Genomic DNA, 20596 nt, shown 5'->3' on the forward strand with positions numbered 1-20596 from the left:
GAACGAGCTTTTAATGCTCATTCTCTCATGCTTTGATCTCAAGCCTTTGATAGTAGATGGGTACTTGATAGGCTCGCTGATCTCATCTCACACCTCCAAGAGACTATTTAATGGTAAGTGTGAGAAAGAGCCGTTTTGGAATGGGTATTTGGGGCAGTATATGGTGGTTGTTAGCTTTGCGGACGGGTCTAAGTCGGTGGTGTGTGATTGGTTGACGGTGCTTTAGATCATGTTGTTATAAAGCAAAATAGTTTTAGCTATTGCTTCATACCTAGAACTTCTTTAAATCTTTCACTGTCGGCCCATGCAATACTTCCCCAATGCAACTGAAACGTGAACCATGACAGGGACAGTCCCAACTTTTCTCACCACTGTTCCAAGCAACAACACAACCCAAGTGAGAACACACCGCAGAAACAGCGTGTATTTTTCCTGTCTCATCTCGGTAAGCGGCTACCTTATCACCATCAACAGTGACTACTTTTCCTTCACCAATTGCGACATCTTCCAGAGATTTATTCAATCCCTTGAGACGATCTCCTATCCAATGAGTACCGACTTGCAAATTTTGTTTTATACCTTCTATCTGGACAAAAGGAGTGGCGCGAGTTGCATCGTATAAATCGGCAGCAGGATTTTCAATCCCTAAAATTTTATCTGCAAGTATTATTCCCGATAAGGTTCCTTTAGTCATACCCCACAGACTAAAACCAGTTGCTACAAAAGTATGTTTGCTTAAAGGAGTCAATTTTCCTATATAGGGTATTTGATCAAAAGATACAAAGTCCTGAGTAGACCAACGATAATCAATGGAATCAACACCAAAGCGAGAACGGGCATAATTTTCCAAATCTAGATATTTGTCTTCAGTATTTTCTACTGTTCCCACTTTATGACCACCGCCACCAACAAGTAGCAATAATCCACCTTTATGAGGAGTAGTCCGAATGGAGTAGTATTTTTCTCCTGAACCTATGTACATTCCTATAGGAGCTTTTTCATCTGCAATCCGCGCACCAATTATATAAGAACGTTTGGGATAAGTTTTCGCAAAAAATAACCCCTCATCAGTAATGGGGATATTGGTTGTAACTATGACATCCTGTGCCTGAATGATTCCCTTATTAGTAGTAACTTGGCAAAGATTATTCTCCTCTACCTTCTCTACGGTTGTATTTTCAAATACGTAACTTCCATCACCAGGAATTTGCTTGATCAAATGTAACAGGTATTTGCGAGAATGAAATTGTGCTTGGTTCTCAAACTTAACAGCACCAGCTACAGGGAAAGGTAGAGAAGTTTCACAAACAAATGTTGCGGGTAGCCCTAATTTTAGTGCTGCCTCTACCTCTTTTTCAATGTCTTTGAGATTATCGTCTGTCTCTGCAAAAGTATAGGCATTTTGACGACTAAAATCACAATCAATTTGTTCTTCTGCAACTGTTTTAGCAACGAATTCTAATGCTGCTTGGTTTGACTGTGCATATATGCGTGCCTTTTCTTCACCATGATTTTTAATTAAATCTGCATAAATTAATTGGTGAAGCGAAGTAATTTTAGCTGTAGTATGACCGCTAACTCCAGTAGATATCTGTCTCGATTCAATTACCGCAACGGTTTTACCTGCACGTTTAAGTAATCTGGCAGCAGTGATTCCTGCAATGCCTGCGCCAACGATGGCCACATCTACAGATAGATTTTTGCTCAGTGATGGAAAGTTAGTTGTAGGTGTTGAGTCAATCCAATAAGAAATGTGTTTTCCTGAGATAGTAGGCATATTTTTTCGGTTACTTGTTGGATAAATACAATACTTTGATGACCAAACTATTTTTTAAGAATAAGACTTAAAAAATTTAGGTTTACTGATTACTAATTTAGTCAAATTTCATGTGTAAATTACATTAATTTTATCTTCAAATTTACGCACTAATCACAACATAAATAACCGCAGAGAACACAAAAAATAGAAATAAGAGGAAAAAAGACTTTTTGCATGATTCATCTGTTATTAATATTATCAATTCTTTTATATATGTTTTAGACTATGAAATAATACTACCTTATGGATAGTTTTGAGTAATAAGTTTGAAAATACATACTAGTCTTAAGTTATAGGTAAATATTCAAAAAAAATCTATTTTTAATTCCTAACTATTATTTTAAAAGTTAGAATAAAGACATCAAAATTATGTAATTTTGCAGAGGCTGTAAATCCTGTGTTGCCATGTCTTGCTGAAGGCCATCGCTGTAGAGAATCGGTATGTCAAAGCTGGCAACCAAGATGAATGTTCACTGTTAACTGGGAGAGTTACACGATCTGCCAAGATGGGTGCATGAATCCTACTTTCTGACAAAGTTAGACGGGTCTTGATCTAGTCGATGCTTAGTGGGAATGGGTGCTGGCTGCCCATCACCGGCAAGGGCTGCGGTTTTCTCCAGGGATTCCCTCAATCGCTTGGCTGCGTAGATAGACATATCTCTAGGTACATTAATGCGATCGCGCAAATATCTTAGAGCTACATCAGATCCCGATGGAGGTACACAGTCTTCACCGGTCATCATGTGTGTTAAAGCACAACGTAAGGCTTGATCAAACAATTCATCATCTAAGGGGTTGACTCGGATAATATTGATCCGGTGTTCGATAGTTCGTTGAAGCGCTTCCATGCGGGAGTTTTCGGGTTCTGGATAAGTAACATCTGGTAACCCGAACCAGGGACCGTTATCTACCCGCGCTTTATTGATCAGCATCTGGGTTTCGCCGTTTTCCCAACAGCCCCCCATCTGGGGCGGCAAATCATGTACGTGGGTGTGAAAGTCGCTCTGGGTACCGCAGTAGGTAGGTCGGCTTTCCATTGCGGCAAACCATGCGCTCAAGCGAGGGTTTTCTTCCCGCAGTGAGTAGCCTTTGTAGTAGTAAAGGCTCGCATTCATTCGTTCTACATAGGGCGTAAAAATGACATCGACGATGCCGAAGCTATCTAGAAAATAAGGGCTTGGGGTGCGGCCTAGAGCTTCCTCGACTTTAGCCACCACGCCGATAAATTGTTCTCGGTTGCGTTTTTCCTGTTGAGGGGAAATTGCTGGATAGCACAGCCAAGCGCACCAGGCTCTAAATAAAAGTCGTTCTAATTGACGTAGAGGAAGCACCGTGCGGTCTTCCATTCCTTGGCTCAATGGTCCAAAAACCTTTTCCAAAGCGATCAAAATATCATCGCTTTCCTTAATAATCCGTCCATCTAGCTCGATAGCAGGGAGCATTCCTGATGGTACCTTACGTTTGTACCAACTTTCTTTCTCCCCATAGCAGAACATTGTCACTTTTTCGATGCGGTAGGGAATCTGCTTTTCCTCTAGCCATAACCACACTTTTTGACAGTAAGGACACCAAGCGTGGTTATCGCGGTACAGCGTTACCCGCACATCAGATTCGGGCTGTCCAAACAAGCGCAACCGGGCTTTAGCGTTGGTGAGACCATTAACGGTATCTATTTGATAGTCCGTGAGGGTTTCTAGTTCTTGCCAGCTTAAGGGTGCAGTAGTCATAGGGTGAGTTGCGTAGGTCAATACTTAAGACTTTTCTTGACTCTACAATATTTTCAATAAGAATTATCTGAACATCACTAGAGGTACGGAGAGAAGTCTCTGCTATAGATGCTACTGCAATTCAGCGAGTTAATTAATGCGAGTATCGCTGAATTGCAGTAGGAAGGAGATTTTAAACCCCTACTTTTTCTGGTTTGCTCACATTAAGATTAAGATAGTTTAAAAGAGCTTCCGAATCACCAATTAATAGACCATCAATAAAGACTTGAGGAACTGTTGTTGCTCCTGTGACAGCACGTAGAGAGCGGGTTGTAATGCCTTTACCCAAGGTAATTTCTTCGTACTCTATGCCATATTCTTCTAACGCAGCTTTGGCGCGAGCGCAGAAAGGACAACCAACTTTAGTAAACAGGGAAACTAATTTTGGCTTTGCTGCTTGGGGGTTAATGTAATTGAGCATTGTTTGAGCATCAGATACCTCAAATGGATCACCAGGTACATTTGGCTCAATAAACATTTTGTCAATTACACCATCTTTCACCAGCATGGAATAACGCCATGAACGTTTGCCAAAACCCAAGTCTGCTTTATCTACTAGCATTCCCATGCCTTCAGTAAATTCACCGTTGCCATCAGGGAGTAGAGTGATATTTTCTGCTTCTTGGCTTTTTGCCCATTCGTTCATGACAAAAGCATCATTGACAGAAACACAGACAATTTCATCAACACCATTTTCTTTAAAGACTTTAGCTAACTCGTTGTAACCGGGTAGGTGAGTCGATGAACAAGTTGGTGTGAATGCACCAGGTAAAGAGAAGACTACGACTGTTCTACCTGCGAATAAATCACTGGTTGTTACATTAACCCATTCGTTGTTTTGACGAGTTCGAAAAGTGACTTGAGGAACTTTCTGGCCTTCTCGATTGGAAAACATAAATTTAATTCCCTAGCTGATGAAATTTTATTTTTGATTGTCTCTTACTTTTAAGCGTAGTCGTTATGAGTATATTTGTCAATAATCGGAATTGAGTTGGTTACACCCCTAACGGATGGCGATCAGCTCAGCTGAGCTGATCGCTAGTAGAATTTTTATTGATGGGCGTAACCGTGCCATAACGTCCACAAACTATGACTAGTAAAGAGTTTCAATCCGCTTTGCGCTCTTTCAACACTTGATCGAGTAATTGTCTAGCTGGTTGTGCTTTAGTCAGTGCTGCTTGGTGGTCACTGTAAGCACGAACCAAGCGAGATAAACTACTGACACCAGTCTTAAGTTGCTCAAGCTCTTCACCTGTAACTAGTTCCCCATCCAGCATCCGCCCGATTAAAGGTTTAATATCCCCCACTTCCTGCCGAACTTTTTGCAGTTTTTCTACAGTACTCAGTAAGGATTTTAGTGAATTCAAAATATGATCAATATCTTGGGTATCTTCCACAGGTTCAGAGGAATTGTCATTTTCTAACACTGTAGGCAATTCCTGTGCAGTTTCACTTTTAACCCCGTTTGGCTTTGCCATTAACGCTTCCTCAATAATTTGTTTTAGTCTATCAACAAAGCTAGGGGAGAAGAGGAGCCTCACAGGTTTAGGTTTTTTACGCTTTTCTCAAAAAAATGGGTTTAGGGTGTAGGGGTGGATTGATAAAACTATGATTATTTCGTTAGTTTTATAGTCATCACTGATTGCGCCTTTAAAAACCTACACTTATTAGAGAGGCGCAGGGGAAGAAATTCTTTAATTTTGAATTTTGAATTGGTATTATGGCTTATCTACAAACCACGAAATTAAACTGTGCAAGGTTTTATTAATTTAGACAAGCCATTTGGTTGGACTTCCCACGACTGTGTAGCGCGGGTGCGTAAACTGTTACGCCTCAAACGTGTGGGACACGCTGGAACATTAGATCCAGCCGCTACTGGGGTGTTACCTATCGCCATTGGCAAAGCTACAAGATTATTGCAATATCTCCCAGGAGACAAAGCCTATAAAGCCACTATCCGCTTTGGTGTGCGGACTACAACGGATGATTTACAGGGAGAAATTATTACTTCTCAACCTTGTATAGGATTGAGTTTGTCTGAGGTGACAGCTGCACTCTCCAAATTTACCGGCAAGATTGAACAAATACCTCCCATTTACAGTGCGATTCAAGTGGAGGGAAAACGCTTGTATGATTTGGCACGTAAAGGTGAAACAATAGAAGTACCTGCGCGGACTGTAGAAGTTTTTAGTATAGAAGTTTTAGATTGGCGAGAAGGGAATTTTCCCGAATTAGACGTGGCGATCGCCTGTGGTAGTGGTACATATATTAGAGCGATCGCTCGTGATTTAGGTGCAGTTTTCAACACAGGTGGAACTCTCGCCGCTTTAATCCGTACTCATAGCAGTGGCTTCAATTTAACAGATAGTCTCACCTTTACAGACTTAGAAACTCAACTGCAAGCTGGTATATTTCAAGCAACTCCTGCCGATACAGCCTTACAATATTTACCATCCGTCACTTTACCAACTATATCTGCACAAAAATGGTGTCAGGGACAACGAATTGACTTTACCTCAGAAATTGCTGGTAAAGTGCGAGTTTATGAAACAGACACTCGTTTTTTGGGAATTGGGGAATTGCAAGAGGGTGTGTTAATTCCTCAGATGGTTTTTGAACCAATTTCTTAAATAGATTTGAATATCTTAGGTGCGATCGCCTTGTGCCAATTCCTCATTGATCAGGATATTGTGTCAGATATTCATACCATCTGGGATGTGGACTGCGTATCGTCTATTCAGCTACATCTCATATTTTTATCAAACAAAAATTTCCCAGATTCTTTGATATAGTTGCCAAAATAGCTTACACCAAAGTCAAGCAACCAAGAGTCGGTTCCAAAAAGATTAGTAAGCTGAATATTAATCTCGTTAAGTACCGCATCATATCCTATATCTGCAAGATTATTCCTGGTCAATATGGAAAACCCAACACTTACGCTACGGTCAAATTGAGCTTTGTCTTTTTGATTTAGGTTATTAGGTCTGAAAATATTTCTAATTCCTTCTTTAATTAGAGCTTCAACCAATGCTTGACCTATAATTTCGTTATTATTAAACCTATGAAAAACTAGACAAGCATTGGATGGTGTATTGGAATTGGGAAATGCAACAACTACATACTCTTTATGACTATTACCAGGAAGCCACACCAATTCATCAACACTGCCACGGTTATTTTGATAATTAATTAGATTATGAACCTTCAGGGAGGTGGGATCAAAACTTGTACCGACTAAAATATCCCAATTTCCACGGTTATTTAGATGCTTTAAAGTCAATACGCCTTTTAAATTAGGGTTGTCTTTGACGACAAAACACACATAGCCACGGTTTCTTTTTCCAGGGCCATTATCTCTGAAATTCGTATAGCGATTATCGCCCAAGTCTCCACATATATTGGGTGCTGCTATTCCAGGACGAGGAATAGATACTAAGAGTGTCAGGCTAGCAATTAATAATTTTGCAAGCTTAAAACCTTTCATTTTCAACATTATTTTTGCCTACAAATTGATTAGCAGTACATTCCAAGTAAAATAGCGTCGCCCACACTTGCGCCACAATTAAAATGAAGTAATGAACCCCATTTTGACAAATGTGCAATTACCTGGAACTGTCAAGGATGATTTCATATCCTCAGCAAGACAATAGACCAGTTGGATTAAATGCCTAAGGATATATAGAACTCATATTTGATTTTGGTATCCCTTACGGGAGCGTAGCCATAAAAACTCAATACAACTCAAAGATGCTTCTTTCGCATCACCTATTACCTGCTTACGCCCTAGAAACTACAATTAGATTTACAGACAATCTTTTCCTGCTTTTCATCAGCACCGTAAAATGTGATGCTGTGAACCGTACCACCAAGCCCAAAAAAACCGCTTCTAGTCAAGTCAATATGGACTCGCAGCAGCTGAGAGACTTCGCCATTGATTTGTGTAAAAGCTGATATTTGACACCCTTGATTTGCTGATTGGGTAGACCGAAATCTAATGGGTTTTGCAATTCCTCGTGCTTTGAAGCCGTTCACTTCCATGACTACTTCATTATCTGAAACCGATTGACGGGCGATACCAAAAGCTGGAACTTCAATTGCTAGTAGACGTTCTAAACGACCATTTTGAAGTTTCCAATAAGGGTATACAGGTTTAGAAGTTTTCCAAGAGCAATCTGGGTTATTTTGTACACCATAATGTACCTGATTACCGTTGTCACTCTTGGAGATGAAGAAAATACTGTTGAGGGTTGTAGCATAGGAGCGGGTGGTTGGAACAAGTAAAAGTGCGATCGCACCACCTATAAAAGAAAGATTTACTAGCTTTTTTAGTAGCTCGGACATAAGCTTTGGCGTTTGATATCGAATGGGCAAAGAATAGTATTTTTTGATGGTACTTTGCGTAAAACACTTGTATTTGGCTTGTAGTTGCGCTTTACCGCATAGACACAAAACTGCTTCTCGCTCAGTAGCGCAACTGCAAACCAGTGGTGATTATTTGTGGCGACTTACTGAAACCGTAGAATCATTATCGCCAGCATTTGTTTACCCCCCAGCAATTTTCAAGCTGAGTACGCCTTCCCGTTCCTAGTTGATTAATTTTAGGGCTATAAACAATCGTAGGAAGACTGGCAATTGTCAAGCTGAGTACGCCTTCCCGGAACTGTACTGGAACTGTCATTGCCCCAAAAGGGTGCCGTCTTCACTAATGTGTCAATTAAGAAGTCCCGCATCCGAGCGTTTCGTTCCCGTTCTGCCGCCAGAAACTTTTCTCGCTCCTGGGGTGTGAGGCTTTGGAGGTATGCTTCTCGATGTTTTCTAGCTGCTTGTCTAGCAGCTTCCCGCCGTTGTCTAACGGCTTCTAGCCTTCTTTGTCGTTGCTCATAACGTTCTTGTCTTTGTCTGGCTCTTTCTCTGTTGCGTACCTCGCGGTCTACTGTATTGATTATTTGGTTGAAAGACCCGAAGGAGTTAGCAATCTGGATGGTTTTTGCTGTACTGGGTAAAGATTTATTTGTCGAAGAATTGACTAACTCAGTTGCAGCTAAAGATGGAGAAATGCTAGAGATGGAAAATAAAGCCAGACTTGATAACCCAACAATAAATTTCATAGGAATATATCCTGATAGTGGTAGCTTTTTGTGACTAGGATAATCGATGTTTGTAAGTATAATTGCAGAATGGACACTGATAGCGCCAGACATTCTGACTTATCTTTGCAATTTCATTTTCTATCCTTCACAATCTATGTACGTTTAAGATTTACACCGTGCTGCAAACAGTAAATAAGTTTTTCCCCGACTACAATTTTTTTACAAGATATTAGGCCTGTCATGTTACTAGCCCTATATTTGTGTAGTCTTACTTCTTCCTGCAACAGCAAGGCCGATACCAACAGAACCGAATATTCCAGCAATCGCAAGAGAGGTAACCATTGCATCTTGCTTGCCTTTCAATGCTTGCTCGTCGAACTTATCCAAATCTGTTACTTTACGAAATAGCTTATCGGCTTGACTTCGACTTTCTAACTCATTTTGAAATTGAATTATCTGAAAAAAACTTGCACCTCCAAAAATTAGAGATATTATTGCAACAGCGAAGAGTATCCCCCCAGCAACAGTCATCATTTGCTTCATGATCTAGCTCTCTTAATTTATCCTTCACAATATAGATACGTAAGAGAATCCCTCAGTGCTGCAAAAGACTCAAAATTTTTTTCTGGAGGCTTATAAGCTGTTAAGCATTTAATTTGCATATTGAGACCGCAGGGGGGCAGGGAGCAGGGGGCAAGGGAGAGGGTTTACAGCTTTTACCAGCATGAAATTGATGCAATTTAAATGACGATTAGCTTACCAGACCAACATTGACTGAGCCAAAGCAATAGCTTCAGCTTCTCCACGATCAACTAAGATTGATAATAGTTCTAATATCAGGGCTTCAGGAGATTAAATTTCTAACCAAGTTAATTGACTGACGGCTTGTGCGCCAGGTAAACCTGCACCTTGGACTGTGACTTCATCCCATACTGCTAGGGGAATTAATATTTGCTGATACAGTTGGGGCAGAAGTTCTAGTTGCGCGATAATTGACAAGCAAATGAGGGGGCTGCTATCGGCAACAATCACAGGGTTAGTCATCGCGTAATTCGTCGGCGATTTGGTCATCATCAAGGTTGATAACCGGGATTTGCAAACGCCCTAGTTCGTACATGAATTGGAGTTTGTTCATACTGCAAAAGGCTGCGGCTTTACCAAGGGATAGTCGGCGTAGTTCAAATAACTTGACTGCAAGCAAAAATGTCAATTCTGCTTCTAATGCTTGGGGTGATTTACCGGAGGTAATGAGTAAGTCATCGGGATACTGAAGGGATAAGATGTGCATAGTTTGGCTTTTACTTCCTGATGCTTAATTCTTTCTTGATTATGGCTTATACCAGACCAACTAAGATAGCGATCGCACCCAGTAGGGAATGACTGATGATAATACTATGTAAATTCCGATATTTGGCGTAGTGACAGCCCCAAAAGATACCAATGATCAATGTGAATAGTAGTGTGGGTACATCTTGATAGATGAGGTGAACAAAGCTATAGAGTAATGTTGAGAGGAGAATCTGTAACCAAATCGCTAATTTAGCTCTCGAAAAAATCCCGAATAAAAAGCCGCGATATAAAAACTCTTGCAAAGGAGAAGATACAGCCACAAAAAACAGGTAGAAAGGCCATGTGTATGCAGAGTTGTCGATACGTGAACCTTGCTTCATATAGTAAATGAACATCAGCAAAGCAGAAGCTAATGTTGGTAGAGCGATCGCACTGAGAGAACTTTTTAAGTTTTGTTTCGTAAATCCTAGTTCTACAGTAGAAAATCGGTACAGTCGAGCGATCGCTAAAACAGCCACAGCAGCCAAAATCAAAATATAAAATCGCCAGGAGAAAGGAACTAATCCTAAATAAATCAAAAGAACAGGCAAAATATATGCCAAGCCCACAATCAAAATTACTTTCTGCTGTTCTTTACTGACTAATTTACCTTGCATATTCACTCGTCTCTAACACTATGATCAATCAACCGGACTAACAAGAAGAAAAATAAAGCAGCAAAGAAAATGCTACTTGCAAACCAAGGAGTTAGGGGATTGGTACTACTCATTCCAAACAGATGATCAATGAGATAAACACCAAACCAGCTACCTAGAAGCCCAACGACTAAACTACCTAACAAGAATGACAATAAAATAGGCTGATATTTTTTGCTGGCGCTTCTGGAGATGCTGCTAATAGTTGCCAAAGCTATGATGGCAATAATGGCGTAAACAAGAACATTGAGTCCAGCTAAAGTCCCTCGAAACTCGTATGAAAATAACAGGCTTTTGGTATTCTCTATGCTGTAGCTTTGAAAAGGCACCCACAACAGAATACCTAATTCACACATGATGACGTATGTCAAGTATTTATTCTTGTTAAATATAGAATCTGGTGCAAACAAAATCGTCGCCACAAGTGCCAGAATTTGAACACCACAAGAAATAATGGCAATAAAGGTGAGGGCGTAAAACAACCGACTGACGGAAAAGGCTTGAGGATTTTTTTGCCAAACATCATAGGCGGTAGCAATCCGTAAAAGTGCTTGCATTCCCTTTATGTTATTGGGAAGCATTCGTTCTATAGCTGGTTCTAACTCTGATTTTTTTAGTGTCAAATTCCCATCAACATCAAAAGCTTGACTGATGTGAAAAATTTCTGGGGGAATGCTTTTAATATCTGCTTCTGTATCTGCTGCTGTTCTTCCCCATTTGGAATAGAGTTGCGGGAGTTGCTGTGCGGAAATTGTCGTTGTCGCATCAGATTTAAACTCCATTAACATGATGCGATCGCCTGTAAGCTCAAAGAACAGCCCCCCTAATACGAGAAAAACAGTTAAGAATGTCAAAAATATGAATGGGCCTGTCTTGACACGAATCATGCAATGCGCTCTGTAAGCTGCAAACAGAGGCATCCACAGAAACAAAGAAGGATACACTATCAGATGGGGGTAGAGTTGGGTGTAAAACGTCAAGGTTTCCCAACCCTGAAATTCGCACAATATCCCTACAGGTAGACAAACTAGCACAGCGATCGCAACTATAGCCAATACCATTTCCCACTGCCAAGATAACCTCCTCTCTGAAAATAAACGATTCCAGGTGAGTTCTTTCGCCAGAGGATTGGCAACAATTACAGGTAGCCAACTTTTACCTGGTTCAAATTTCTTTTGTAGCTGCTGTCTGGCTGCGTTCATCGAGGCATATAAAGAGCGATCTTTAACAAAAGCCGCGAGAAAATGCCTCAATAATTCTCTAGCAACGGAGGACTCAACCATTTCCCGCATCACAATACAGTAAGGTAGTGATAGCTCAGTTAGCTGGTTTGCCAGTCCTAGACCATCACAAGAATTAAAGATTGCTAATTGTAGCTTTTGGTTAATTGCACCTTGGAGTAAATCTTTTAGTTCAGTGATGGCGATAATACCTTGTACGCCATCGGCTGGGTTAATTTGAAACCGTCCAATTCTTCCATTGCGATCGCTTTCACTGTGTCCAGCAAAAAAGAAAATGTGCCACCCTTGGGGGTCTTTTAACTTTTGTTCTAATTCTTGGCGTGTAGGTTGTCTGAGAATATGGGGTTCGCCTCCATGCTGTCTCAGACTTTTGATAAAATCTTCTTCTTGTGCAAAACCCAGCTTTTCGTCACCAAAAACTACAAGTATGCGTGCAGTTGCTCTCAGTTGTGGTGTTTGCTTTTGTGTTAGTCGCTGGAAATTTGTAGCACTAATGGCAACTTCCACACCCCTATTAGTATAACTAGCTAATGTATCCCACTCTTGCCAGGGAAGTCCTCGTAGTTGTCGGTCTTCTGTCTGCACAATAATCTGGACTTCATCTTTGTCGTTAATTCTCTTTCTGAATCTGTCCAAAACTTGACCAACTCGTAAATCAATTTCTTCATTTTCATCGATCCAGCCATCTCTACCTAACCATTTGTTCAATTCAGCTTTCAAGGAATTAGCAAGTTCTGTGAGATTAACTGTCCCGGAAACAAAATTATCCCGATTTCTGGCAACCCTACGATTACCTTGAAGACCAATATAATACTGCCATTGTTTGAACTTATCTTCGAGAGGTTTTGGTAGAGGATAAAGAAACGAAACGAGTTCTTCTGTTTGCCCTTCTTGATCATAAATGGCAACGGTAACAGGCAAAACTTCAGAATTGTTAAGTTTTACCCTGCCGCCAATTTTAAAGTATATTTTAAACGCCATTATACTAATTCAAAATACCATCAATTAAGCAAGTCAAATTTCAGGCTATCAAGACCTCAATTTTTTCTCGATTGTTTAATCAGCATTGTTGAAATGAGACCTTTCTCATAAGCATTCTGCTATTAAGTCAATCGTGCTAGGTTTAATATATAAACGTTTGAGAGTCCTTCCTTGCTGCAAAAAATAAAAATTTTTCTGCAACTGCTTGTTCAAGCGATGAAATATTCTCTAATACTGGCTTCTCCTAACCGCAACTCTACCCAGAATTCTTCACCAGGCAATAATTCCAGAGGGATAGAAATCAGATCAGCCACTTCATTTACTGTTTCGGTATAAATATCAGATTCGTCTGGGACACTCACCTGCATTCCTCTAGGTAAATATGTATTTTCACCTTGAACAATTACTCTCACCAACATCAATTCATCGTCGCTTTGCGAAACAGAAAGTTGCAGTTCAAATACTTGCCCTGCCAGATCGAGTTTTTTCTTGCAGGTAGCACCCCGCAGATCGCGCATTGAGGGTTCCCATTCTGCTGTATAAATATTATTTAACCAGTTTCTTAAGTAGGTAATTTTCCTTTCTGCAAATTCTTGCGTCAGGTCATTTATTGGGGTTGTTTGTGCTTGCGCCAAGTAATCGGCTAAATCATCCATAGACTGTAAATCAGCAAGAGCCACTTCTGCATCTGTAATTTCGGGATGCACAGCAGGTAAAAAACCTATTAGGGTTGCCGCTTGTTGTGAACTAGCAATTTCTACAAATAAATAGCCGATGCGGATATCTTTGGCATCACTCAAACTTTCCGATGGGATAATAATACTTTCCTGTCCTGTAGCAATTACGCAACATTCCAAATTCCCTAATCCAGATAGTTCTAGCTCGTTAGCTTCGCTCCATAGACGATGCGCTGCATTCCATCTTTCTTGTTTGGTAAGATTAGTTTCAAAACCGAGCAAACGCAAGTAAGCATCGGCTACGAGTACAGCTAAGGTGTTCAAATAAACCCTTTCTTGGGCTGCTGGCGTGAAATACTGTGATGCGTAGGCTTTGGCTTGTCGGCGAAACGATGCAGGTATGGGGAAAGGAATTGCCAGTTCTCGTAACGCAGTTAACTTATCGTTCATAGTTATCCTCTCCAAACAGCCTCTGATTTTTGTCTAACCACTGTCGCATCAAGGATTTACATTTTCTTTCCCAATGAGACGAGATAGTACCGCGTGGTAAGCCAAGTTCTGTAGCAATATCTTTCTCTTCTTTACCACTAACGACTTTTAAGTATGCAAGTAATTGACAGTTGACTTGTGGGTTATTTCTAATGTGGCAAGTCTTGAGAAGATTATCAGGATCGTCTTTAATCCATTGCACAAAAGATTCCCAAGTATCGAGCAGCAATGTAGCATCTACTGGAGCAGCAACTTGATCTAAAGGATCGAGTTCAGCTGCATCATTGTGCCATACAAACTGTCTGCGAGAGCGATCGCGTTTAGCCGCCCGCAGTTCATCTCTGTACTGATTGCGAAGACATATATTAAACCAAGTCAAGAATGAACCTCGATGAGGATCGTATTTCTCGCAAACTGTCTTACTCAAATTAAACATAGTTTTATATAGAGCTTCTTCGTAAATACCATCCCTGCTATTCCCGGTAGGCTTTGAATTTTGGAGAACTCTCAACAAACTGTTGATAGCTTTACTACGCTGTGGGCTAGTTGGTGGGTGGCTGCAAGCCTCTTGAATGAGTGATTGCAGGTAGAGGTTTAGCTCGTCCATAGACTTATGACACAGGATATAGTTATGGCAGTGTCATTAAGCATAAGATACCCCCCACTACTATGAATACGAAGAATCATGCGATCGTGCTGCAAAAATAATCTGTGGTATTTGTCAATCCCTATAACGATAAAGTAAGAAAGGAAGATTTCAGGAGATAGCTGTGGTTCTTAAACGCTTGATTATCGAAATGGGTATGGGAGTAGATCAACATGGACAGGAGCCAACAGTAGCAGCAGCAAGAGCTGTACGGAATGCGATCGCTCACAATGCTTTACCTGGTGTTTGGGAAGTCGCTGGTTTAAGTCATCCCAATGAAATGATTGTAGAAGTCCAGGTAGCAGTACCCTATCCAGAACAGGTGAGATCAGAAGAAGTATTAGCTGTTTTACCCTTCGGACGTAAAAGCCTGAAGGTAGAATTTGGAGGTATGGTAGTTCCAGGGCGGGCTATTCCCGAACTCAACGATAAAAATGACGAAATGTTAGTAGCGATCGCATCGGTGACTGTTTTGGTAGAGACTAATCAATAGTTATTAATTGTCGAAAGCCAGAGAGAAATTAGTCGTGTCAGACACAACAGCTATCAAGTCACCTTGATCATCAATAGCTGTATCTAAAGCTGATAATTTTATAAATTTGTCTCGCAACAGGCTCAAATGAACCTTTAATTAGAGATATGTTTGACTGGAGAGGATTATGCAGCCACTCAATACAGCTTTGCATAGAGGAATTAGTTCACCAAAGGCTTTGTATAGCCAAATCCATCATGATAATTTTTCCTCTTCTTCATAAAACCAAATTTCTGCCAACAGACTTAACCCCATCAGCCAAATAAAGCAGACAACTGTAATCCAGAGTATTACTAACATAGCGATCGCCTCCAAACAACAATTTTTTTTCCTGGTTTAATAGCTCAGTCTGGCGTAAAAAATGCTACACAAAACTTAATTATGATTAGTTTTATCTCATCGCAACCCTATATAAATTATTACTTTTAATCACTAACAGTATTCACTTAATTAATAAAAATCAATCTTCAAGGTAAAGTTATACAATTTGAATATTCTCAGCAAATTTCCTGCTATATCCTCATAAATCTGCGCTAAACTAAATATATTGACATAGAAATCTCTGGCAGTAAGTTCTAAAGTCGAATAACTTTATTTACTCCAGGAACCATGTCTCACGAGCATGACGAATCAATCCAGATTCAGCAATTAGCCAGTCTTAAACCCACACATTTTGCTGATTTAATTAGAGCCGCACAATTGATTTTTGATCCTGCTGGAGGAGTATCAGGAAGATACATAAAAGTAGACTGGCAAGAATTTGGTATTCCTGATAATGTAGCCGAGAATCTCAAATCGCTTGGTGAAAAATATCGCTATGCTTCACCCGCCATATCTAGTGAAATCATTTGGAGTCAGTTAACTCCAGAAACTCGGTTGTGGTTTATCAATAATAAAGATGAACTGTGGAAGTTGGAAGAAATTTTTCCGGCTTTAGACGAAGACTAAAATTCCAGCAAATTTCTCCACAGCAATATAGATTGATACAGGGACACAACTATTTTGTTCCTACTTTACGCCATGTGCAGCTTTCTCTCAAACCTAACCCCCAATCCCTTCTCTTGTAAGGAAAAAGAGCAAAAATCGAAGCCTATAAGTTGCACATCGCGTTACTTTTATTTTCAACAGTTTGAGGAGATGAGAATATTTGAGGTAATAAATCTCAATTTTTGACTGCGGTGATTTCCTTAAATACTCCCTATCAGATACAGAATTATGTTATGCAAGGATATATTAACTAATGTTAATTAATGCTGTGTTTGATTTTTTTGGGATATGTTTATTGTGTTATAAAATACAAATTTTCTACTTAGTTAGGAGAATGCGCCAATCTTCAGCAATAGGCTACGTCCCAATACGGTTCGGTTAACAGAGTTATCTGTTGAGGCGAGCAGGGGGTGCAGGGGGAGAATAAAAGCAGGGGAAGAGAAATTGCTTAATAATAACTCTCTTCCCTCCCCTGCCTCCCCTGCACCCCCTGCTTATCCGAACCGTATTGGGCTACGTCCCAGCGTAGATATTGCGCTATTTTTAACTGCATATTAAAAATAATTTAAGAAATCTCTGTCAATGAATCAAAGTCTAAGTATTACTACCGCCCAGAAGGAACCTCCTAACACTAGTCCTGTAGTGGCTAAATCACAGCTAATTGTCAAGCAACTTATCATCCTCTGTTTAGAAATGCTCCTAGCATTACCTCTGGGTTGGACATTAACAAAGTTGCATTTTGGCGGAATTTCTTGGATATTTGGAGGAATTGCCGCAGGAACAGCAATTTTGCAAGGATATCGAGTTTTTTATAACTATTCTCCCAAGCCTAACCGAATTGCCAGAAAAGTAGGAATGGGACTAGTTGGGCTGACTGTTGGTGCATCCAATGCCAATAGTAATCTAGTTAACATTGTTTCTGAGATTCCTATATTTATCTTTCTAACTTTATTCTTGCTGTTATGTGGTGTGAGCATTGGCTACATATACTCTCGCTTAAGTAAAACCAACATATTAACAGCAATGTTGGCTACAGTTCCCGGTGGTGTAGGAGTGATGTCATCGATCGCCGCCGACTATAATCGCAATGTGACATTAGTAGCCTTAGTGCAAGCAATTCGTGTTACTTCTGTAGTCCTACTCATTCCTTTCATCGCTAGGACATCTGTTGGTAATTACCGAAATCCGCCAACACTTGCAATTCAACGTGTGTTGATCAATTTTGAACCATTACAATTAGGATTGCTGGCAGTAGTACTCCTAATTACCGGAATTATAGTTTATCTGGCAATAACATGGAATATTCCGGCTGGCGATTTTTTTGGTGCATTAGTTCTGGGAGCAACATTCAATTCTTTATTAGAATATTTGCCTTTTTTCAGTAATATTCACTTCCATCCGCCATTGTTGGTTAACATTATCGGTCAAATGCTGCTAGGAATTACCATTGGTGAATATTGGGGAGAAAAACCCAATTTTGGCAAAAGAACTGTAGGTTACGCCTTGATGTCTGTAGCTATGACCTTGGTTGCTGGTGCGATCGCTGCTATTCTGGCCATGCAGTTAACCTCCTGGGACTGGTTGACTTGTCTGTTAGTCACAGCACCAGGCGGAGCAGCAGAAATGATTTTAGTCTCTTTGGCTTTAAATCACAATGTAGAAATTGTCACAACTGGTCATTTAGTGAGACTTATTGCCATTAACAGTTCTTTACCACTTTGGCTATTTTTATTCCACCGTCTTGATGGTCTGGGAATTGGGGATTAGAGAATGTAGGGGTGTAATGCTACTACCGACTGATTGTAATTGTGAATTCTTCTAGGCGATCGCTTTCGTAAAATTTTTGGCTGAATACCATCTATACTATTTACTAAAAATCCGATTATCAGTTTTTAATAGATGCAAAGCTATGATTTCTCATGATAGGGATTCAACTTCTGTTGTCAATGAACTGCTGCGACAAATCAAAATTAAAGAACATCAAATGAAAATCGCCCAAGAATCTAATATGCTCTATGTAGCTCAAGCATTAGAGACGCAGTTGTTAGAGTTGCGATCGCAATTGTCTCAGCAGCCAGACTTGCAATTTCAAGCATTAATGAGTTTGTTAGACGATTAAAAATAAAATGATGATTGATTTTCTACCCTGGGATACACTACTTCGTCAGTACGTTGATGAACATGGTCGTGTAGACTATCTGGCGTGGAAAACACAACAACCCCATGCGCTGCTCGATTGGTTGCAGAGGTACAAGCACTGGCATTTTGAATCTAATTCCCATACTTGTGAGCAATTAGCATTGTGGATTAACCTCTACAATGCTTTTACTATTTTGACAATTTTAGAACGATATCCACTTAAATCAATTCTGCCCAGATTTCTAGGTATTCCCAATTGGCTAGCCTTTCTATGGTTCTTTCAAAGACAGGCTTACCACATATTTGGGGAGCGTTACAGTTTAACTCAAATAGAGCATCAAATTCTCCGAAAAAAGTTGCAAGAACCACGAATACATTTTGCAATTGTTTGTGCTTCAATCGGTTGTCCTTTATTGCGTTCTGGTGCTTATTTTCCTGAGCAAGTGATGCAGCAGTTAGATGAAGATGCTCAACGCTTCATTAATAATTATGAAAAAGTCCATTATGACTTCTCAACTCAAACACTCTACTGTAATAAAATCTTCAAATGGTATCGTCAAGATTTTTTAAAGGTTGCGCCCTCGCTGCCAGAATATATTAGCTCCTACTTGAAAATTGATGCACCTTTGACTGCCTCAACACCGATATCTTACCTTGATTACGACTGGAGTTTAAATCAGAGTCAATAGTTATTGGTGAAGATTATTTTTCTGTGTCAACGTTGGTGTATTTGAGTTAGGAATGGGCTAGAGCCTATATATAAAGTCTTCTAGCCCTTTTTGTTTCCCTGTCAAGTTTTAGACGCTGACAAAATAATTAGCACTGAGGCTAAGGTTGTTGGAGCCTTGAATAATGGCAATTAGTTCGGAAGTAATTTCATTGAGGAATAAAGCTGTACCTGTAACGAAACCATTGGGTACAGCGCCTAAACTATAGTTAAAAGTCGAGCCAGCCAATTGGATTGTGTCTTCTACAGCATTGAAATCAGTGATCAGCGCATAGTCGCCTAAGCCGGAAGTGTTAGGATTACCATCGCTGTAGAAGACATTACCAGTAGTACCTAAGACAAAGCGATCGCCCCCATTTCCACCAGTCAAGCGGTCAATTTCTCCAAAACCTCTTCCTACTGATCCATCAGCCCCCGTCAGCACATCGTTACCGTCATCGCCAAATAAGCGATCGCTGCCAGTACCGCCGAAAATAGAATCATTACCGCGTCCACCGTTCAGGAGATCGTTACCGCTATCCCCAAATAGGAAATCATTACCGTCACCACCGGTAATATAGTCGTTACCAGCATTACCACGGATGGTGTCATTGGCTGCACCACCTGCTAAGGTGTCGTTACCAATAGTACCAACAAGATTGAGGGCAACAATTGTTTTATTATTTCTAGTTCTGGTATAGTTCTCACCCAAAAATCCACCATTGACCACTGTGTTTAAGTTCACAAGTGTGCCGTTGGACTGAGTGAAGCTATGGCCTTGAAGTAACTCTGTATAGAGGGTGTGGGCATAGCTATGATTGCCGACAAAAGACCATTGTCCAGGTTGGAAAAGGTCATTCCAGTTGATGTAGAGGTCTAAACTAGCCAAGCGGTCATCATAACCTAGAGTTTCACTAGTATGTAAAGCTGTCACACGAGTAGCATCAGTGGGATCTAAGCGATCGCCTGCACCTTTACCTTCAAACTCAGGGCCTGCTGGATCTAGTCCGACTATTTGACCAATGGAAAGTCCAGTAGAGGTACGATAAGTAGACCCAGCGAATCCAGCAACGTGTGCGCCTAAGCTATGCCCAATTAAATTAGTGTAAGTGGCATCTACGCCATTATTAATTAAATAGCTGGCTAACTGATTACCCACATCACGGGTTCTACCTGCGGCAGTTGGATAAGATAAGGAACTAGCACCATCCTCCCAATCTAATAAAATGATATTTGCATTGGATTGGCGTTGTCGCAGGGTTTGGGCTATATTTGCCACCCAGCTTGCAGGTTGATAATTGTTACTTGCGTTGCCACCAGTGCTTTGATAACCATGAATAATTACATAGGTCGGCATATCGGAATTAATCTGCCCCAAACGGTTAATAGAACCGTTACCCCAAACATTAAAATTGACTTGAACCATCTGAAAAGTCCTATAAAGAAAAGTTCATCGACGCTCAATATTTTGGCAAGGCAAAATTTTCCACCCACTTAATTGCTTAGATGTCTGCAATGAATCAATTCAAAATTAAAGA

The 20596-nt window shown here is 40.3% G+C and carries 22 protein-coding genes; 7 read left to right on the forward strand and 15 right to left on the reverse strand.

Translation table 11 applies throughout. From position 1 onward, the window contains the following. Positions 1-271: 271 nt before the first annotated feature. The 4 genes from H6G18_RS08115 to H6G18_RS08130 all read right to left on the reverse strand — a co-directional run bounded on the left by H6G18_RS08115 (position 272) and on the right by H6G18_RS08130 (position 5063). Positions 272-1777, reverse strand: a complete 1506-nt coding sequence (locus H6G18_RS08115; protein ID WP_190406584.1) for an FAD-dependent oxidoreductase — start codon at positions 1775-1777, stop codon at positions 272-274. Positions 1778-2340: 563 nt separating this feature from the next. After that, entirely contained in the window at positions 2341-3546 is a 1206-nt protein-coding gene (locus tag H6G18_RS08120; protein ID WP_190406585.1) for a glutathione S-transferase family protein, read from the reverse strand. Positions 3547-3718: 172 nt separating this feature from the next. Beyond that, positions 3719-4480 (reverse strand): glutathione peroxidase, encoded by a 762-nt coding sequence (locus H6G18_RS08125; protein ID WP_190406586.1) that lies wholly within the window; start codon positions 4478-4480, stop codon positions 3719-3721. Between the two features lie 211 nt (positions 4481-4691). Beyond that, a complete protein-coding gene (locus H6G18_RS08130; RefSeq protein ID WP_190406587.1) occupies positions 4692-5063 on the reverse strand; it encodes a hypothetical protein in 372 nt (123 codons plus the stop codon). A 273-nt stretch (positions 5064-5336) separates the two neighbouring features. Between H6G18_RS08130 and truB the strand changes: the two genes are divergently transcribed. Further along, complete coding sequence (gene truB, locus H6G18_RS08135) at positions 5337-6215, forward strand: tRNA pseudouridine(55) synthase TruB (RefSeq protein ID WP_190406588.1); 879 nt, start codon at positions 5337-5339, stop codon at positions 6213-6215. Positions 6216-6322: 107 nt separating this feature from the next. On the opposite strand, the gene H6G18_RS08140 is transcribed toward truB, so the two are convergent. Both H6G18_RS08140 and H6G18_RS08145 read right to left on the reverse strand, forming a co-directional pair. After that, positions 6323-7069 carry a hypothetical protein gene (locus tag H6G18_RS08140; RefSeq protein WP_190406589.1) on the reverse strand — a complete coding sequence of 249 codons (747 nt, stop codon included), beginning with the start codon at positions 7067-7069 and terminating at the stop codon, positions 6323-6325. 299 nt (positions 7070-7368) lie between these two features. Further along, positions 7369-7926, reverse strand: a complete 558-nt coding sequence (locus H6G18_RS08145) for a DUF4833 domain-containing protein (protein WP_190406590.1) — start codon at positions 7924-7926, stop codon at positions 7369-7371. Between the two features lie 46 nt (positions 7927-7972). Here H6G18_RS08145 and H6G18_RS08150 point away from each other — a divergent pair, with 46 nt between their 5' ends. Then, positions 7973-8173, forward strand: a complete 201-nt coding sequence (locus tag H6G18_RS08150; protein ID WP_190406591.1) for a hypothetical protein — start codon at positions 7973-7975, stop codon at positions 8171-8173. A gap of 16 nt (positions 8174-8189) precedes the next feature. On the opposite strand, the gene H6G18_RS08155 is transcribed toward H6G18_RS08150, so the two are convergent. The 8 genes from H6G18_RS08155 to H6G18_RS08190 form a co-directional block, all read right to left on the reverse strand. After that, complete coding sequence (locus H6G18_RS08155) at positions 8190-8693, reverse strand: hypothetical protein (protein ID WP_190406592.1); 504 nt, start codon at positions 8691-8693, stop codon at positions 8190-8192. A 234-nt stretch (positions 8694-8927) separates the two neighbouring features. Continuing rightward, the gene (locus tag H6G18_RS08160) at positions 8928-9218 is read right to left on the reverse strand and encodes a hypothetical protein (RefSeq protein ID WP_190406593.1); all 291 of its coding nucleotides are present in this window, start codon (positions 9216-9218) and stop codon (positions 8928-8930) included. Between the two features lie 309 nt (positions 9219-9527). Then, positions 9528-9719: a hypothetical protein gene (locus H6G18_RS08165; RefSeq protein ID WP_242040232.1), complete on the reverse strand. Its 192-nt coding sequence runs from the start codon at positions 9717-9719 to the stop codon at positions 9528-9530. After that, positions 9712-9963, reverse strand: a complete 252-nt coding sequence (locus tag H6G18_RS08170; RefSeq protein ID WP_190406594.1) for a UPF0175 family protein — start codon at positions 9961-9963, stop codon at positions 9712-9714. The genes H6G18_RS08165 and H6G18_RS08170 overlap by 8 nt, the downstream gene beginning before the upstream one ends. A gap of 46 nt (positions 9964-10009) precedes the next feature. Then, positions 10010-10621 (reverse strand): CPBP family intramembrane glutamic endopeptidase, encoded by a 612-nt coding sequence (locus H6G18_RS08175; protein WP_190406595.1) that lies wholly within the window; start codon positions 10619-10621, stop codon positions 10010-10012. Between the two features lie 2 nt (positions 10622-10623). Further along, complete coding sequence (locus tag H6G18_RS08180) at positions 10624-12882, reverse strand: CHAT domain-containing protein (protein ID WP_190406596.1); 2259 nt, start codon at positions 12880-12882, stop codon at positions 10624-10626. Between the two features lie 209 nt (positions 12883-13091). Next, on the reverse strand, positions 13092-14009 hold the full coding sequence (locus tag H6G18_RS08185; RefSeq protein WP_190406597.1) for a DUF1822 family protein: 918 nt from the start codon (positions 14007-14009) through the stop codon (positions 13092-13094). Then, positions 13999-14655, reverse strand: coding sequence for an RNA polymerase sigma factor (locus H6G18_RS08190; protein WP_190406598.1), 657 nt, complete (start codon positions 14653-14655; stop codon positions 13999-14001). Before H6G18_RS08190 ends, H6G18_RS08185 begins: the two co-directional genes overlap by 11 nt. Positions 14656-14818: 163 nt before the next feature. Here H6G18_RS08190 and H6G18_RS08195 point away from each other — a divergent pair, with 163 nt between their 5' ends. The 5 genes from H6G18_RS08195 (at position 14819) to H6G18_RS08215 (ending at position 19041) form a co-directional block, all read left to right on the forward strand. Next, positions 14819-15187 carry a Lin0512 family protein gene (locus H6G18_RS08195; RefSeq protein ID WP_190406599.1) on the forward strand — a complete coding sequence of 123 codons (369 nt, stop codon included), beginning with the start codon at positions 14819-14821 and terminating at the stop codon, positions 15185-15187. Positions 15188-15835: 648 nt separating this feature from the next. After that, the gene (locus H6G18_RS08200) at positions 15836-16174 is read left to right on the forward strand and encodes a hypothetical protein (RefSeq protein WP_190406600.1); all 339 of its coding nucleotides are present in this window, start codon (positions 15836-15838) and stop codon (positions 16172-16174) included. A 621-nt stretch (positions 16175-16795) separates the two neighbouring features. Next, positions 16796-17980 carry an AbrB family transcriptional regulator gene (locus tag H6G18_RS08205; protein ID WP_190406601.1) on the forward strand — a complete coding sequence of 395 codons (1185 nt, stop codon included), beginning with the start codon at positions 16796-16798 and terminating at the stop codon, positions 17978-17980. Between the two features lie 142 nt (positions 17981-18122). Then, entirely contained in the window at positions 18123-18332 is a 210-nt protein-coding gene (locus H6G18_RS08210; RefSeq protein WP_190406602.1) for a hypothetical protein, read from the forward strand. 7 nt (positions 18333-18339) lie between these two features. Continuing rightward, entirely contained in the window at positions 18340-19041 is a 702-nt protein-coding gene (locus H6G18_RS08215; protein ID WP_242040233.1) for a DUF547 domain-containing protein, read from the forward strand. Between the two features lie 108 nt (positions 19042-19149). Here the strand turns inward: H6G18_RS08215 and H6G18_RS08220 are convergent, their stop codons facing one another. After that, entirely contained in the window at positions 19150-20484 is a 1335-nt protein-coding gene (locus H6G18_RS08220) for a hypothetical protein (protein ID WP_190406603.1), read from the reverse strand. Positions 20485-20596: the final 112 nt, after the last annotated feature.

Origin of the sequence: Anabaena subtropica FACHB-260 (assembly GCF_014697105.1) — a bacterium.
In the GTDB taxonomy this organism is placed as follows: Bacteria; Cyanobacteriota; Cyanobacteriia; order Cyanobacteriales; family Nostocaceae; genus Trichormus; species Trichormus subtropicus.

What these genes read in the sequence shown, in the direction of transcription:
- H6G18_RS08115 (WP_190406584.1), bottom strand. Translation starts at nt 1,777, where the DNA reads ATGCCTACTATCTCAGGAAAACACATTTCTTATTGGATTGACTCAACA.
- H6G18_RS08120 (WP_190406585.1), bottom strand. Translation starts at nt 3,546, where the DNA reads ATGACTACTGCACCCTTAAGCTGGCAAGAACTAGAAACCCTCACGGAC.
- H6G18_RS08125 (WP_190406586.1), bottom strand. Translation starts at nt 4,480, where the DNA reads ATGTTTTCCAATCGAGAAGGCCAGAAAGTTCCTCAAGTCACTTTTCGA.
- H6G18_RS08130 (WP_190406587.1), bottom strand. Translation starts at nt 5,063, where the DNA reads ATGGCAAAGCCAAACGGGGTTAAAAGTGAAACTGCACAGGAATTGCCT.
- H6G18_RS08140 (WP_190406589.1), bottom strand. Translation starts at nt 7,069, where the DNA reads ATGAAAGGTTTTAAGCTTGCAAAATTATTAATTGCTAGCCTGACACTC.
- H6G18_RS08145 (WP_190406590.1), bottom strand. Translation starts at nt 7,926, where the DNA reads ATGTCCGAGCTACTAAAAAAGCTAGTAAATCTTTCTTTTATAGGTGGT.
- H6G18_RS08150 (WP_190406591.1), top strand. Translation starts at nt 7,973, where the DNA reads ATGGTACTTTGCGTAAAACACTTGTATTTGGCTTGTAGTTGCGCTTTA.
- H6G18_RS08155 (WP_190406592.1), bottom strand. Translation starts at nt 8,693, where the DNA reads ATGAAATTTATTGTTGGGTTATCAAGTCTGGCTTTATTTTCCATCTCT.
- H6G18_RS08160 (WP_190406593.1), bottom strand. Translation starts at nt 9,218, where the DNA reads ATGAAGCAAATGATGACTGTTGCTGGGGGGATACTCTTCGCTGTTGCA.
- H6G18_RS08165 (WP_242040232.1), bottom strand. Translation starts at nt 9,719, where the DNA reads ATGACTAACCCTGTGATTGTTGCCGATAGCAGCCCCCTCATTTGCTTG.
- H6G18_RS08170 (WP_190406594.1), bottom strand. Translation starts at nt 9,963, where the DNA reads ATGCACATCTTATCCCTTCAGTATCCCGATGACTTACTCATTACCTCC.
- H6G18_RS08175 (WP_190406595.1), bottom strand. Translation starts at nt 10,621, where the DNA reads ATGCAAGGTAAATTAGTCAGTAAAGAACAGCAGAAAGTAATTTTGATT.
- H6G18_RS08180 (WP_190406596.1), bottom strand. Translation starts at nt 12,882, where the DNA reads ATGGCGTTTAAAATATACTTTAAAATTGGCGGCAGGGTAAAACTTAAC.
- H6G18_RS08185 (WP_190406597.1), bottom strand. Translation starts at nt 14,009, where the DNA reads ATGAACGATAAGTTAACTGCGTTACGAGAACTGGCAATTCCTTTCCCC.
- H6G18_RS08190 (WP_190406598.1), bottom strand. Translation starts at nt 14,655, where the DNA reads ATGGACGAGCTAAACCTCTACCTGCAATCACTCATTCAAGAGGCTTGC.
- H6G18_RS08200 (WP_190406600.1), top strand. Translation starts at nt 15,836, where the DNA reads ATGTCTCACGAGCATGACGAATCAATCCAGATTCAGCAATTAGCCAGT.
- H6G18_RS08205 (WP_190406601.1), top strand. Translation starts at nt 16,796, where the DNA reads ATGAATCAAAGTCTAAGTATTACTACCGCCCAGAAGGAACCTCCTAAC.
- H6G18_RS08210 (WP_190406602.1), top strand. Translation starts at nt 18,123, where the DNA reads ATGATTTCTCATGATAGGGATTCAACTTCTGTTGTCAATGAACTGCTG.
- H6G18_RS08215 (WP_242040233.1), top strand. Translation starts at nt 18,340, where the DNA reads ATGATGATTGATTTTCTACCCTGGGATACACTACTTCGTCAGTACGTT.
- H6G18_RS08220 (WP_190406603.1), bottom strand. Translation starts at nt 20,484, where the DNA reads ATGGTTCAAGTCAATTTTAATGTTTGGGGTAACGGTTCTATTAACCGT.